Annotated in this window: 12 protein-coding genes; 5 read left to right on the plus strand and 7 right to left on the minus strand. The window is 48.5% G+C overall.

From position 1 onward, the window contains the following. Positions 1-180: 180 nt before the first annotated feature. The 4 genes from JIE71_RS12165 to JIE71_RS12180 form a co-directional block, all read right to left on the minus strand. Positions 181-546 carry an RnfH family protein gene (locus JIE71_RS12165; protein WP_323126941.1) on the minus strand — a complete coding sequence of 122 codons (366 nt, stop codon included), beginning with the start codon at positions 544-546 and terminating at the stop codon, positions 181-183. After that, on the minus strand, positions 534-1619 hold the full coding sequence (locus JIE71_RS12170) for a hypothetical protein (RefSeq protein WP_199508990.1): 1086 nt from the start codon (positions 1617-1619) through the stop codon (positions 534-536). Before JIE71_RS12170 ends, JIE71_RS12165 begins: the two co-directional genes overlap by 13 nt. 167 nt (positions 1620-1786) lie before the next feature. Beyond that, positions 1787-2455: a c-type cytochrome gene (locus tag JIE71_RS12175; protein WP_199508991.1), complete on the minus strand. Its 669-nt coding sequence runs from the start codon at positions 2453-2455 to the stop codon at positions 1787-1789. A gap of 381 nt (positions 2456-2836) precedes the next feature. Continuing rightward, positions 2837-3178: a c-type cytochrome gene (locus JIE71_RS12180; RefSeq protein ID WP_416232036.1), complete on the minus strand. Its 342-nt coding sequence runs from the start codon at positions 3176-3178 to the stop codon at positions 2837-2839. Between the two features lie 250 nt (positions 3179-3428). Here JIE71_RS12180 and yihA point away from each other — a divergent pair, with 250 nt between their 5' ends. Further along, positions 3429-4175, plus strand: coding sequence for a ribosome biogenesis GTP-binding protein YihA/YsxC (gene yihA / locus JIE71_RS12185; protein ID WP_199508992.1), 747 nt, complete (start codon positions 3429-3431; stop codon positions 4173-4175). Between the two features lie 34 nt (positions 4176-4209). Here the strand turns inward: yihA and JIE71_RS12190 are convergent, their stop codons facing one another. Together JIE71_RS12190 and JIE71_RS12195 are read right to left on the minus strand one after the other, a co-directional pair. Beyond that, positions 4210-4917 carry an HAD family hydrolase gene (locus JIE71_RS12190; protein ID WP_199508993.1) on the minus strand — a complete coding sequence of 236 codons (708 nt, stop codon included), beginning with the start codon at positions 4915-4917 and terminating at the stop codon, positions 4210-4212. Positions 4918-5046: 129 nt separating this feature from the next. After that, the gene (locus JIE71_RS12195; protein WP_199508994.1) at positions 5047-6066 is read right to left on the minus strand and encodes an RluA family pseudouridine synthase; all 1020 of its coding nucleotides are present in this window, start codon (positions 6064-6066) and stop codon (positions 5047-5049) included. A 956-nt stretch (positions 6067-7022) separates the two neighbouring features. On the opposite strand from JIE71_RS12195, the gene JIE71_RS12200 reads away from it, so the two are divergent. Continuing rightward, positions 7023-10685, plus strand: a complete 3663-nt coding sequence (locus JIE71_RS12200; RefSeq protein WP_199508995.1) for an Rne/Rng family ribonuclease — start codon at positions 7023-7025, stop codon at positions 10683-10685. 139 nt (positions 10686-10824) lie between these two features. Here the strand turns inward: JIE71_RS12200 and JIE71_RS12205 are convergent, their stop codons facing one another. Next, the gene (locus JIE71_RS12205; protein WP_199508996.1) at positions 10825-11751 is read right to left on the minus strand and encodes a DUF808 domain-containing protein; all 927 of its coding nucleotides are present in this window, start codon (positions 11749-11751) and stop codon (positions 10825-10827) included. Between the two features lie 445 nt (positions 11752-12196). Here JIE71_RS12205 and JIE71_RS12210 point away from each other — a divergent pair, with 445 nt between their 5' ends. The 3 genes from JIE71_RS12210 to JIE71_RS12220 all read left to right on the plus strand — a co-directional run. Then, positions 12197-13033 carry a DsbC family protein gene (locus JIE71_RS12210; protein ID WP_199508997.1) on the plus strand — a complete coding sequence of 279 codons (837 nt, stop codon included), beginning with the start codon at positions 12197-12199 and terminating at the stop codon, positions 13031-13033. 93 nt (positions 13034-13126) lie between these two features. Then, complete coding sequence (locus JIE71_RS12215; protein ID WP_199508998.1) at positions 13127-14461, plus strand: homoserine dehydrogenase; 1335 nt, start codon at positions 13127-13129, stop codon at positions 14459-14461. A 214-nt stretch (positions 14462-14675) separates the two neighbouring features. Continuing rightward, a partial coding sequence (locus tag JIE71_RS12220) for an RNA-guided endonuclease InsQ/TnpB family protein (protein ID WP_199508999.1) occupies positions 14676-15779 on the plus strand: 1104 nt, incomplete at its 3' end.

Consider the following 15779-nt stretch of genomic DNA (forward strand, 5'->3'; position numbering starts at 1 on the left):
TAAAAATGGTGATAAAAATGAGATAAATTAAAGGCAAACAAGGAAAATAGCGCAGGTAATATCAAGATATTGGCCAGCTATTTGACACCGTTTGCCAAAGATTTAGCCATTTTTAGCCCATTTAGTCATAAACGCTTGAACTAGGGACACGCCCTAGTGTTTGCAAGATAAGTAAGCCGTTTATTTTGGCGATTTTTTAACGCGCGGCTTTCTGACATGCGGCTTTTTTACAGGCGTTTTTGACTTACGCTGCGCCATGGGATCGGCGCTTAAAGGGCGATATACCTCGATACGATCAAAGGGCTGCACGATATAGCCAAGCGGCTGCTTTTGTGCATAGATGCCAACCCGCCAATATTTATTGTCAGGCGTATCGACATCACGCACCTCGTCACACCATATACCCAAATCCGTAAAGCGATCCAGCCAACCTGCCTCAGCCAATACCTGATAAATACTGCTGCCTGCGGCTACTTGTCGCACGTCATAATGCTGCGTTGTCGCATCTTCGGCATACGCCAAATACACCGTGATTAGCTGATCCACGTCATACCCCAACCAATCAGCGCAACAATCAACGCTAAAGGCACCAGCAAACGAATGGCAATACGCCACAGATTGTACAGACCTTCACTGCTAAAATTTAGCGCTTTGCGTAAGTGGCTGATTTTCATTTGCCAACCTGCAAAGACCGACAAAAGCAGCGCAGCGATACTACTCATCACCACCAAGATGCCTGCTAGCCACGCATCAGGCACTGCCGCGACTAATAGTAACGTGATAATCAGTACCGCCACCATACTGAGTACAACACCAAAACGGTGCGCCAGTTGCTGCGCAGCATAATGCAGCAAATAGCCTGCGACAAACACCACCCCTACGCCATAAAGCAGCTGGGCAATCGGCGGTAAGCTCAAGCTACTCATACCAAGCGCCACACCGCCTACGACCACTTGTACGCCCCAAATAGGCAAGACTTGCTTACTGGCTGGCAAACTGCGCGCACCTTCAGCACGGGAGGGCGTACCCGTAAACCAATACAGTCCTGTACCTGCGCCCACACTGACCAATGCCAACGCAACCGCACGTGCCCATTCGCCAAGACTGACGCCCGTCATGGCAAAGCTGATTTGTGGCAAGCCTTGTACTGCTCCAAAAATCATCCCTATCAGCATCAAGCCAAGACCAATCGGTAGCGGGGTCACGCCAAGCAGGCTAAGCAGTACGGCAATGACAACCAGCCCCATCGACAGCGCAAATGGCATAATATCAGGTGCCAGTTGCATTGTGCCTAGCGCTTGTAGCATGTGTAGGGAGGCGCCTGAGATGACCAATGCAGCAATAACAATCGCCACAAGCGCGGCCAGCCAACCAAAGCTGCGCCATAACGGATTGGCATCGGCTTCACGGGTCAAGGTCTGCATGCCTGCAACAGGCGCAGCGCTACTGCGATACGCCAAGGCTATCTCCGCATAGACCATCGGTAGCGCGACCAAAACCATCGCACCGAGCCACAATAGCCAAAAATCAATCTCGCCAATACTGACTGGCGCAAACCAACGAAACAGCAGCAGCGGCAACAGCGCGGCAACAAAATAAGCGGCATAGCGAACCATCATAATATCCATCCAAACCAGTAATAATCAATAAAGCATCAGTATCTTCGTATCGTGCCCTATTATATAGTGACGATACCACGCTCGCTCAAACGCTAATTATGAAAAAACCCCGAAATCGGGGTCTCATCATCACACAAGATAGCTGCGTTACATGGTGTGATAGCGACTTAGTGTACCGCGCTCACGTATTCTGACAAAATGCGAATATCTCTATCAGACAGACGTGAGGCAACGGTCTGCATCATACCTTTTTCGCCTTCTTTAGCGGCGTCGTTGACACGCTTTTGGTCATCACTTGAGATATCGTCATCACGACCTGCGGCACGGAACAATTTTAGCTGAGTTGCGATATATTCTGCATGCTGACCACCCAAACGTGGGAAAGCAGCAAAGGTATTACCAGCAGCATCAGGACCATGACAGCCTGCACACGCAATCACGCCGCGCGTTTTATCACCACCTAAGAACAGCTTGCTGGCTTCTTGGTTGGTCGCTGGATTACCGTAACCCACACCCCAAGGTTCTTGGCTCGCGTAATAGCCCGCTACGTTAGCAAGATCTTGCTGTGAGAGATTGGCGACTTGCGACTGCATGATACCGTTTTTACGGTAGCCTGCTTTAAAGTTGACCAATTGCTTGTATAAATATTTAACGTTTTGACCACCTAGGTTTGGCTGAGCAGGTACGATACTCTCACCAGTCACGCCATGACAGGCAGCGCACACCGATTCGGCGATTTGTTTACCTGCATTAACATCGTATTTTGGCACAGTGATAGCAGCTTGTACGCTGAAACTTGCAACACATAAGCTGGCGGCAGCGATTAACTTTTTCATTGATACATATCCTACTAACTCAGTGTAAGCCTTATTAAGAGTGATTGTGGGTAATGAGGTAACAAGGAGGCATCAACTTATCCTAACCGAAGATAAGCTATAACGGCTTAAGGTTCACAATCCGCCTGAAAAGTACTTACTAACATCAGGGTTTATTTTGCGACATTATAGCAAGACTTTGTGGCATTTGCCTACTCAATCAAAGCATCCGTTTATTTTTCTGTCATATCACTTACTGTATAAAAACATTCATGGGTCAAAAAGCGTCGCCTTGGTACAACAAAAACTAGAAGGCGCGCCTGTATTTGCGTGCTTTTCTTATCGTAGGTATACCTATTTCATTTATGCTTCCATGATTAATGACCATAAGGTATGTCGCTGCTATTTGCTCATGTACTCAATCAGCTGACGATAGTCATCGTCACTACACGTCCCGCACAGACCGCCTGCGGGCATCTGTATCATGCCGCCTTTAACCGCTTTAATCAGCGCAGGCATACCTTTGTCATTTTTGAGTTTTTGCCATGTGGCGGTGTCGCCTTTTTTGGGGGCGTTTAGGGCGCCTGTGTCATGACAAGCGGCGCAAGAATCTTGATAAATCTTGGGAATATCAGCAGCGTTGGTTTGACTTAAGCCCAGCATGAAAACCATGGCAGCACTCAAACGGCCAAGATTAGCCAGTATAGAAGAACGCTGAATAAGTGGGGTGTGAACGGTGTGCATACAACTCCTCCTTTGGCGAGTCTGCGACAACGATAACCTTTTTTAAAACCTTAGTAGAAAAAGTCATACGCCATATCATTGATGGTAGCAAAAAGCCCATAACACAGATACAACCTTTGAGTTGGGTATGCGTAACCTCATTACGGTTGTGATTTTTCATCATGAATGTGGTGCTTTAATGGTATGCTAACGGGTATCGTACGTACTCAATGCGTGCATTTTTTATTTTTTCAATGTTGATGAGTCAGTTATGTCTACCCCATCTACCGATACGCCTAACGAACAGGCGGCCTTTAACACCCAAGCCCGCAAGCGTATCCAACAAACGGAATTTATGCTCTCAGCGCCGACGTTTCGTCTGTGTCCTGCTGATGAGGGACTAGAAGTCGCCTTTGCAGGGCGCTCAAACGCAGGCAAGTCCTCTGCCATCAATGCGTTGACCAATCAGCGTCAGCTTGCGCGCTCGTCCAAGACGCCTGGGCGCACGCAGATGATTAACTTTTTTAGCATCGAGACGCCCCAGACGCGCCTTGTCGATTTGCCAGGCTATGGCTACGCCGCTGTCCCCCTTGAGATGAAAAAAGAATGGCAGGTGGAGCTTGAAGAGTACTTGGTATCGCGTAAAAGCTTGGCAGGACTGGTGCTGCTGACAGATATTCGCCATCCGCTTAAATTCTTTGATGAGCAGATGCTGCATTGGGCACAAGATGGCGAGCTGCCTGTCCATATCTTGCTCACCAAAGCGGACAAGCTCAAATACGGCGCGGCCAAAAATGCCCTACTGAACACCCGCAAACAGCTCAAAAAATTGGGCTTACGCTGTAGCATTCAGCTGTTCTCAGCGCTGAAAAAAGAAGGCATTGACGAGCTGGCGGGCGTTATGGGCCGTTGGTATGAGTACGACAAGGCACAAAGTGCTGATGCCGCGAACACCATCGCCGACGCGCTGATGCACGATGACGTCGCAAAAACCAGTGATACCTCAAACGATGGCTAAGTCTTTAAATCAGTCGTCACTAGCGCTTAAATCATCAAGCCGCCGTTAAGGCGTCAATCAAGGCTTGCGGGGTGTCCAGCTGATAGGTCGGCTGCTCGCTCGCCAAGTCCGCTGCGCTCGCGGTGCCATAATTGACCGCGATGCTGCTCATACCCAAGCGATTCGCCATTTGAATGTCATACACACTGTCACCGATAAATACCGCATCAGCGACCGAGGCTCCTGTGTGCGCCAAAATATCACGAAGCATCTGCGGGTCGGGCTTGGAGCCTGATTCGTCCGCACAGCGGGTAATGGCAAAATAATGGTGTGCGTCTGTCGCGTCTAATACGCGCTGTAAGCCGCGACGTTTTTTGCCTGTTGCCACCGCGAGGGTTTTGTTTTGAGCGCGCAAGGTTTGTAGCATCGCATCAATGCCTTCAAAAAACGGCGTCTTATGGCTATTGGCAATATAGTAGTCTGCGTAGCTGTCACAAATGGCGTCTTTTTGCGCTGGGCTTGCGCTAGGATAGAGAATATCAATACCGTTCATTAGGCTCAGGCCAATGATGCCTTTTACCGCCTCATCATTCGTGGTAAAGCCATGCGCCTCACCTGCGATGTGCATGGATTCCACAATCAGCCCAATCGAATCCATCAGCGTGCCGTCCCAATCAAAAATAATCAGCGATTTGTTGGCAAGGGTATGTGGATGGGTTACGACGTTATTTTCCATACGTGTGGCGTTGTTTGCGTCAGACATAAACAGACCTGTTTGATTGCTTCGATAAATGACACCGCGGACAGAGCGATACGCTACCCACGGTGTTGATTTGACTGATACTTTAGAGTGGTTGCTTCTTTAGATGCGTTAGCATGGCATAGATTGGGGTTAAGCCAAGCTGTCTAATGCCTCTTGAGGCAAAAGTTCAGCAATGTCTTCAGGCAGTGGTGCGCGGATTTCAGGATATTCAGGAATGTCCAAGCGCCATGCGTGCAAGCACAGACGGTGGACGCCTGATTGGTCTTTGACATTGTATTTGTCATCGCCCAAAAGCGGATGTCCAATATGCGCCAAATGCACACGAATCTGATGCGTGCGCCCTGTGAGTGGCAAGGCTTCAATCAGGCTAACAGGCTGACTGTTGCCACTCTCTGTCACCAAGTCAAAACGGCTGTGGACGATAATGTCCGTCTCGCTAGCTTTGGCTTGCTCGTCTTGCTTGTCGACCTTGACGCGGCGTTCACCGTTCGCAAGCGTATAGCGCAATAGCGGCGCGTTGATGCGCTGCTCGTTGAGCGCAGGCTGTCCATTGACCACGCACAGATAATGCTTTTGAATGGTCTTATCCACCAAGTGCTGCTGCAAGGTTTTGAGCGTTGAGCGCTTTTTGGAAATCATCAGCAGCCCTGATGTGTCCTTATCAATTCGGTGTACCAGCTCAAGGTATTTTTTACCCGTCACTTCGCGCATCGCCTCAATCACCCCGACATCAACGCCGCTGCCGCCATGTACCGCAATGCCTGAAGGTTTGTTTAACACGAGTAAACCATCGTCTTCGTACACCACGCGGTTCATCAAACTTTGGGCAAATTCTGCACTGATGATGGGCTTGTCACGCGTTGCCAATTTGACAGGCGCGATGCGCACCACATCGCCGCGATGCAGACGGTCGTGCGGCTTGACGCGTTTGTTATTCACGCGCACTTCATCGGCGCGCACCATTTTATAGATATGCGACTTAGGCAAACCCTTTAAACGGTTTAATAAAAAGTTATCTACGCGCTGCTCGTGCTGATGGCGCGTCACTTCTAGATAGTTGACACGGTCAAAGTTGCTAATCTCCTCATCAGCGCTTTGTGGGCGGGTTCTGCTGTTGTAAATCTGCGGGGTATCGGTCGGCTGTGTCATTTTTAGTTAGGTATTTGTATAAAGATTTGCTATAGTTTAGCATGTTGCGCGCCAATTAAGCAGTTCCATGACAATAATCATGGAGATGTATGGTCGTAGTGTTGTTTTGGCATCACAAGATATAATTGCCAAATAAAGTGTGACCGCTAATACGTGCGATAACGACTGGATTATCCTGAGTTATCAAGAGGTTAAGCCGATCACAAACAAAGTAATACTTGGATGCTTGGATCATTATCGACCACAAGCACCCGACAACATACGGTAGCGATACCACAAGACAGATGCGCTTTTGCAATTTATGATACGCTGCAAAATCATCATATAAGACACATTTTACACATTTTTTATTTACCCAGCGCACCATGACCCATTGATCATGTCAATGATTGAGCGCCACGGGGCTAGGATGACTACTTTTTAAGTGGCACTCGACCGCAGGTTATTGGCGGACAAATCGATGAGATAAGACACTACAGAGTACCGCATGACAAGCGACTCTGACTATCGATTTGCCAAGTACGCCCCGCTATATAGCCGCGTCAGTCACTTTAATGTTAAGAGATTATTGAGACAATAAACACAAGATAATACGCCTATATCACCCAATGTTTACCAGTATTTGCCGCCATTGCCAGACGTTTTACTTCATATAAAGTTTTATAGACGTACAAGCATTTGGCCATGTGCAGCAGCGACACCCGCTATGATATCTTTGATAGGGGTGCGCACTATATGACTGATAAAGCAAACGTATATTTCGCAGCCTTACACCCTGCACAATATGCCCTAAATGCTCAACAGATACGGTGATATATCCAGTAACCATAGGCGTGCCCAGTACGACCGATTTGGATAGCGTCTATCCTCTGTGTTTTTAATAGCTGTAATGCCCTCATACCTTGCCTGCCCTGTGCTGCCTACGTCATGCTTGTGTGCCCACACAGGACATCACCATGAAACGTATTTTAATCAACGCCACTCAAAACGAAGAGATTCGCGTCGCCTTGTGTAAAGGCAACCATCTGTACGATTTTGACCTAGAAAACCGCACCCGCGAACAAAAAAAATCCAACATCTATAAAGGTCATGTGACCCGCGTCGAGCCATCGCTTGAAGCGGTGTTTGTCGAATATGGCTCACAGCGCCAAGGTTTTTTGCCGATTCGTGAAATCTCTGCTGAATACCTAAGCGGCAATCCCCGCGATGAAAACATCAAAAAACTCATCAAAGAAGGCGATGAGCTGATTGTTCAGGTCGAAAAAGAAGAGCGCGGTAACAAAGGCGCAGCACTATCCACCTATGTATCCTTGGCTGGTCGCTATTTGGTACTCATGCCAAATAACCCGCGTGGTGGTGGTATCTCACGTCAAATCTCAGGTAAGCTGCGCGAAGACATGAAGCGTATGCTTGGCAACCTTGATTTGCCAAAAGGCATGAGCGTCATCATCCGTACTGCAGGCATTGGTAAAACCCAAGAAGACTTGCAGCACGATTTGAACCACTTGCTCAATATTTGGCAAGCCATCCAAGAGCAAAACAAAAAATACCCCTCGCCGCGCCTTGTGCATCAAGAAGCAGGCGTGGTTACGCGTGCCGTGCGTGACTACCTGCGCGATGACATCACCGAGATTTGGATTGATAACGAAAACGCCTACGTCGAAGCGGCGAACTTTATTGATGCGGTGATGCCAAAACAAGCGGACAAGCTGCGTAAATACACCGACTATGAGCCGATGTTCGCGCGCTTTAACATCGAAAAACAAATCGAAACCGCCTATCAGCGCGAAGTGCGTCTGCCGTCTGGCGGCTCTATCGTCATCGACCAGACCGAAGCACTGGTATCTATCGATATCAACTCAGCAAAATCGACCAAAGGCTCAGACGTCGCCGAAACTGCTTATCACACCAACCTAGAAGCGGCGGACGAGATTGCCCGTCAGCTGCGCCTGCGTGATATGGGCGGCTTGATTGTCATCGACTTCATTGACATGAATGACAATAAGCACCAAAAGGAAGTCGAAAAGCGCTTGGTCGAAGCCACCAAGTACGACCGCGCTCGCGTACAGTTCGGCGAGATTTCTAAATTTGGCTTGATGGAAATGAGCCGTCAGCGTCTGCGCCCCTCGCTTGAAGAATCAACAGGCTATATCTGCCCGCGCTGTCATGGTAATGGCATGATTCGTGACCTACGCTCATTGTCCTTGTCTATCATGCGCCAGATTGAACAAATCGCCCTAAAAGAGCGTCAAGGTGAAGTACAAGCTGAAGTACCGACCGACATCGCCGCGTTCTTATTGAACGAAAAACGCGACAGCCTCGTGTATCTTGAGCAAGACAGCGGTACACGCATCACTATCTTGCCGCACGCGCATCTTGAGTCGCCAAACTTTAAATTGCACTTTAACCGTGACGGCTTTGCGCCCTCAAGCTATGAGCGCATCACCGACACTCAGCAGCAAGAGCACAGCGACCTTGGCTACGATGTCGATTGGCAAACGGCGGACAAAGAGCGCCCTGAGCATCAACCCCAGCGCCAACCAAGAAAGTCTGCGAGCAAAGAGCAGCAAAATAGTAATAATAGCAATAATAAGAACGAACAGCAGCGCAGCCAGCAAAAGGTAGCGCCTGCCAAAGCAGAAAAGCCAAGCGCGCCAGTCACCCAAGCGCAGCCAGCAGCGCCGCAACCGCAAGCCGTGGCATGGCTATCAAACCTATTTGCCAAAGCGCCTGAAGCTCGCGTCAGCAATCCAGTCAGCAGCAATGATGCTGCCGAAGCGATTGAAACCCTCGTCAATACGGGCGCAGAGAGCTTAGGCGCATTCGGTCAAGTGGATAACAGTGCCCTTGCTCGCAGCGAACAGCCTAACCAAAAAAATGAAAGCCGTAAGCCTGCCAACAACGCTAACAACACCAGCTCAGATGACGATAGCGACAGCCAAGAGCAAAAAGAGCACAAGGGTGAAGAGCGCCGCAAGCGTAAATCGCGCAAATCACGCTCAGGAAAAGCGCGTCCACGTCGCAGCGACTCGCGTGATGACGCACAAGAGCAAAAAAGCGATAGCGACAACAAAGGCAATGAGCAGCAAGACAAATCGTCTGGTAATGAGCGACGCGACAACCGCAGCGACAAAAACGACGCCAAAGACAATAGCGAGCAGGACGAGCAAACGCGCGCCAAGCGTAAGCCCAATAGCCAGCGCAGCTCACGCGGTAAGCTAGAGCGCGGCGAAGCACTCAGCACACCTGTGCAAGATGCCGCTAAAGACAGCGACGATACCACGACTAAAGCGCCGCAAAAGCGTCGTCATCAAAACCCTGATGACGTGGCACTACAAGTGACCGAAGCGCCAACGCAGCTCAAAGAAAAAGAAGTCGTGCATCTGTCACTAGACGACAGCAAAGACAGCGACAAACGTCGCCACTCGGCGAAAGATAAAGCCGCGCACTCAGATAAGGCCAGTGAGCAATCGGCGAGTCAAACCAAAAGCGAAGCGCCAAAGGCAGCGGACAGCCAGTCTGATAAAGTAAGCAGTGAGGCTAAAGCAGCGCCAAAAGCGGACACAGAGGCAAACAAAGCAGACAAACCTGCTGATAGTGCCAAAAAGCCTGCTTCGGCTGAACCTAAAGAGACGCCTGAAGCAAAGCAACCGCAGCAGCCAGCAACTGGCCAACCTGCTGATGCCGCTCAAGCGCAGCCTGTAGAAAAACCGCAGGACGATACCGCGCCCGCATCAGCAGACAAGTCGCTGAGCTTTAGCCACGAGATGCTGTTTGGCACGCGTTACGTCACCGCGCACAAATTTGGTCAAGCCAAAAATGACCCGCGTGTGGTACGTCAGCAGCAAGCCCCTGCTAAAGCGGCGGAGCAAAGCGCGCCGAGCATCGCAGGCAGTGTGGGCGAGTTTATCAGCGCCACCTTGCCTGATGCGCAAACACGCCTGAATAGCGATGGTGTGATTCGCAGCTTTATCGATGCCGTCATGATGCACCAAGCGCAAGGCAGTCAGACGCTCACGCAGCACTTTGACTTTAGCAACTATGGCTATCAGCCTTTAGCGGCCGATTATCTGACGCAGTTTACAGCGATGACCAGTGCTGTGAGTCAGTTTGCCACAAGCGCTGGCAAAACAGCGGTAGAGACTCGCGCCATTGGCAAACGCGCCAGTAACGATCCACGCGGCCAGCACCCTGATTATCTATCAGATGCTGAGCCTGTGAGCAGCGACGCCACCGACGATAGTGAGCCAGCCACGCAAGCTGGTGATACTGCTGAGCAACCAGCAGTGCAAGCGCCGCTAGAGACGCATGAAGCCAATGCCCTCACCGCAGAAGCGCAAGCGGAGCACGTCAGTCAAGACAGTGAAGCGTTATTGGAAGCTGAGCCAGTACAAGCGGCTGAAGACGACGCCAAAGACGACAGCGCTAATAAAGCCAAAACCACCATTGCCAGTTATAAAAATATGATTGAAAATGTGGCGGAGCAGCTATTGCCGCAGACAGGCATGTTTAACCTAACCACGCCAAAAGTGCCCAAAGCACGCAGCCGTAAGCCAAAAACGGAGCACAAAAAGCCCACGCAAGCAGAAAAAACGGCGAATAAAGGCGATAAAGAATAAGCGCTTATAAAGCCCTTATTTATCAGTTAGGTAATCAGTTAAACCATAAAAAAACGCCCCGAAGTCATGTTTCGGGGCGTTTTGTTTTTAAATCACTCATGACTATGTCATCTTAATCACTAGAATGATAAAAGCGATATTAATGCGCTGCTTTCTGGTCATTACCGCCACGCCATTTGCCAATCATCGTCACAATCGCTAAAACGACCAAACCAACGATCAAACCGACCACCGCGTTTAACAGCATGACTGTCACGCTCTCAAAAATACCTGTCAAATGCGCCAAGTCTTCAACCTCATGATGCAAAAACTCAATACCATGCACCAAGATACCACCACCGACTAAAAACATCGCCAGCGTACCAGCAATGGATAGAAACTTCATAAGTTTTGGTGCCGCACTCAATAAGAAGTCGCCGACTTTTTGCTTAAAACCGCTGGCCTGCTGGCGTAAATACAATCCTGCGTCGTCCATTTTGACAATACCTGCGACAAGGCCATAGACACCAACCGTAATGGCAATCGCAATAATCGATAGCACCAATGTTTTCTCTAGCAATGCTGCGCCCGCTGCCGCACTCAGCGCAATCACAATAATCTCAGCCGAGAGAATAAAATCGGTACGAATCGCGCCTTTAATTTTCTGTTTCTCAAACGCGACCATATCGACATTGTCATCGGCATTGGCTTGTCGGTGCGCCTCTTGCGCTTCATCATGCGGCAAGATATGCGGCCAGAACTTATGAATGACTTTTTCAGCGCCTTCATAAGATAAAAATACGCCGCCACACATCAGCAAGAACGTCACCAGTGGCGGATAGACGGTGCTGATTAACAGTGCGGCAGGTACGAGTATCAATTTATTTAAAAAAGAACCTTTGGCGACTGCCCACACCACGGGCAATTCTCGCTCAGCACGTACGCCTGTTACTTGCTCGGCGTTTAATGCCAAGTCGTCACCCAGCACCCCCGCTGTCTTTTTTGCGGCAACTTTGGTCATAACAGAAACATCATCAAGTATCACACTGATGTCGTCGAGTAAGGTTAATAAGCTGGCACCTGCCATAGGGTCTCCTAAGCGTCTAATGGACAAAGATAATTCAAAAAATGCATCCCCGCAGCCTACATTATTATGCTATAACTGATGTCAGCATGTGTGGATGATTTATACGCGTAACTTGCCTTAGTTATTGATAATTTTCTTTAATGATTGCAGTTACTTAAGGTTATGGTTATAGCCTACCTATCCCCATAAAGATATGACATAGTATAAATGTATCTCGTCGCGCGCTTATTGGATAATATTCGTTACCAATCGTTGTCGCTTCGGTTTGTCATTGTATCTACAGTATGATGTTTGCTGGCAGACGTATGCTACTATTTAAGCTCGATTTATGACTGGCTGTCACAGCTGCTGCTCTGTCCTTTTTACCTGTTCTTATTTTATTGATTTAGCAAGGTAAAATGTACCCATACACGCCCAGCAGCGGTGATGACCCACAGGATTTTTTATGATGTTTTCTTCATTTTTTGCGACCCGCCGCCCGCTAGTGACGCGCTATGTATTGTCAAGTGCCTTGAGCATAGCGATGCTTGGCGGTGTGGTGGGTTGCTCTAATGGTGACACTGCACCAACCAATAAGACCACCAGCCAAACAGCAAGCTCGACCAGCACCACCAATAAAGACAGTGATGCTGATGTGGTCAAAGCATTAAACGCTAATCTGTCCGCCTCAGGCCTCAACGAGACCATTACCTCCGCAGTCCCTACCTCAATGGAAGGTATCTATTGGGTAAAAGCTGAAGGGCTGCCAGGGTTTTTTACAGACAAGTCAGGCAAGCACATTATCCAAGGTCAAATCGTTGAGATTGGCAATGGCGACCCTGTCGATATCAGTTCTGAGTTTATTGCCAACGATGCTAAGACGGCACTAGAAGCTGTCAATAAAAAAGACATGATTATCTACCCAGCAACAGGTGAAACCAAAGCCGCTATTTATGTATTCACCGATGCCGATTGTGGCTACTGCCGTCAGCTGCACTCTGAAATGGCAGACATCAATGCACGCGGTATTGAAGTGCGTTATCTAGCGTGGCCACGTAGCGACCAGAGCATTCCAAAAATGAACGCCATCTGGTGTAGTGAAGATAGAATGGCGGCAATGAATCAAGCCAAAGGCGGCGCTGAGATTGCGGGTCCAAGCTGTGATTCGCCCGTGGAGCAACAGCTGGCATTGGGCAGAAGCCTTGGTGTACGCGGAACACCTGCAATATTTACCGAAGCAGGCGCACAAATTGGTGGCTATCTACCCGCCGCTGAGCTGGCCAATGCAGCCATGGCAAATTGATACGAGTAATACCGCACTGGCGGTTTTTGTATGATACGATGAGTCGGTAGTGTTCGACTCTTTCATTCACCCCTATAATTTTTTGAGGATACTGTGAGTAAATCCATCAAGCTAGCGATATTGGGCCTAGGTACTGTCGGTACTGGTGTGGTCAACCTAATCAATGACAATTTAGATGAACTAAAGCGCCGTAGTGGCTGCGATATTATGATCAGTATGGTTGGCACGCGCCGCCAGCGTGATGATATTGACCCAATGATTACCCAAAGTGACGATTTGATGGCCATCGCAACCAGCGATGATGTAGATATTGTGATTGAAGTCATCGGCGGCACTACCTTTGCTAAAGACGTGATTACTGCGGCCATTACTCATGGCAAACACGTTGTGACAGCCAACAAAGCCCTGCTTGCCGAGCATGGTAACGAAATTTTTGCTTTAGCAGAACAGCATAAAGTCCACGTGGCTTATGAAGCAGCTGTCGCAGGCGGTATCCCGATCATTAAAGTGATGCGTGAAGCGCTAGCAGCCAACAAAGTTAACTGGCTTGCTGGTATTATCAATGGTACGGGCAACTTTATCATGACCGAAATGCGTGATAAGGGTCGCCCATTTGCGGATGTTTTGGCAGAAGCACAAGCCTTGGGCTATGCTGAAGCTGATCCGACTTTTGATGTTGAAGGGATTGATGCGGCGCACAAATTGGCGCTACTGGCATCAATCGCCTTTGGTATTCCATTGCAGTTTGACAAAGTTTACTGCGAAGGCATTAGAGATATTACCTTACAAGATGTCAACTACGCCGAAGAGCTGGGCTACCGTATCAAACACGTTGGCTTTGCCGTCCGTCACCAAAGCGATAGCGGCGATGATAACGACACTGCTAACGGTATCGAACTGCGCGTCCACCCAACACTGATTCCAGAAGACAAGCTACTGGCCAATGTCAATGGCGTCAAAAATGCCGTGTTGGTCGATTCACACCCACTGGGTCAGACCCTATATTACGGCGATGGCGCGGGTGCAGGCGCAACTGCCTCTGCAGTCATGGCAGACGTTATGGATTTGGTACGTGTACTATGTACCAATGAAAAAGGCCATCATGTTCCGCACTTGGCCTTTGTCCCAGAAGAGCTATCAGATACCCCTATTCTGTCTGCGGCGCAAATGACTACTGGCTATTACTTACGTGTTCATGCGCACGACAACCCAGGCGTCCTTGCTGATATTACGCGCATCTTGAGTGAAGCAGGCATTAACATTGATGCCATCTTACAAAAGCCTGCGCACAAAGCAGGACAAGTACCTGTCATTATTTTAACCTTGCCAGTGGTCGAAAGTCAGATGAACTCTGCCATTGCCAAAATTGAAGCCCTAGACACCATCACGGATAAAGTGGTGCGTATTCGTCTGGACGAGCTGGCGTAAGCCCGTCTACCTGTTATTGGTCTTACCACCCACGGATGGTGTCAATGTCTATCAGTAATGTTCATCATTGCTGATAGGCTTTTTATACCCCATTGCCGTAAAACCACCGACTTTAGGCGGTGGATATAAGGCAACTTCATAAGCACCCTTACGCATAGATATAACTTGATAGACCAATATTGAACAAAGGATAATAGCAGTATAAACTAACCCCATGAAAACCCTCAAGTTACGCATACGAGATAAACACACAGACCAACTAAACCGCCTAAGCGGTTCGGTTAATTTCGTGTGGAACTACGTTAATGACTTGGGTTACAAGTACCTAAAACGAACAGGCAAATTTTTTAGTGCCTATGATTTAGCTGTTTACACCAAGGGTAGCGGCGTATTACTGGGGTTACATTCTCAAACGCTACAAGCCATCAATGAGACTCATGCCAAAAGCCGCAAACAATTTGAAAAATCCAAACTAAACTGGCGAACCAACCGACCTGATGCTAAGCGTAAAAGTCTAGGTTGGATACCTTTTAAAAAGTCTGCCGTCAAACACATTGCTACCCGCCAAACAGGCAAAAAAGGATTAAAATCCACCCTACAGCTATCCCTAGCCAAAGGACAAAAACTCATCATAGACCTATGGGACAGCTACAACCTTAGCCTGTATCAAATTAACACTCTACAAATCGTGCAAGACAGCCGTAACTGTTGGTATGCTTGTGTTACCGTCAAAGAGTTTCCAAAACAGCAATGCGGTAATGGCAGCGTAGGTATTGACTTAGGACTTAAAGATAGTGCCACCATCTCAAGCGGTGATAAGTTACAAATTAAACAAACGCAAAAATGGGCTAAGAAGTTAGCCACAGCTCAAAAAGCCAAGAACAAAAAGCGTGTCAAGGCTATTCATGCCAAGATTAAAAATACAAGGCAAGACTTAATCCATAAATTCACCACCAATCTTATTCAGCAAAATGCTTTGATTGTGGTTGGTGACGTTAAATCACGCTCATTCACGAGCAAAAAAACCAAACTGGCAAAATCAACTTATGACGCTGGTTGGTTCGAACTCAAACGACAACTGACCTACAAATGCGAGAACGCAGGTTGCCGTCTTGAAGTTGTGAATGAGAGTTACACTACCCAAACTTGCTCGTGTTGCAAGCAGATAGATAGCAACAGTCCGAAAGGTAGAGCAGGTCTTGGAATAAGAGAATGGACTTGTGCTGGGTGTGGCACACGGCATGATAGAGATATCAATGCCGCTAAGAACATTCTTGCGGTCGGGCTTGACCGTCTCGCTGGAGAAATCGCCACCCAA

It is taken from the genome of Psychrobacter sp. bablab_jr014 (assembly GCF_016464015.1).
Taxonomy (GTDB): Bacteria; Pseudomonadota; Gammaproteobacteria; order Pseudomonadales; family Moraxellaceae; genus Psychrobacter.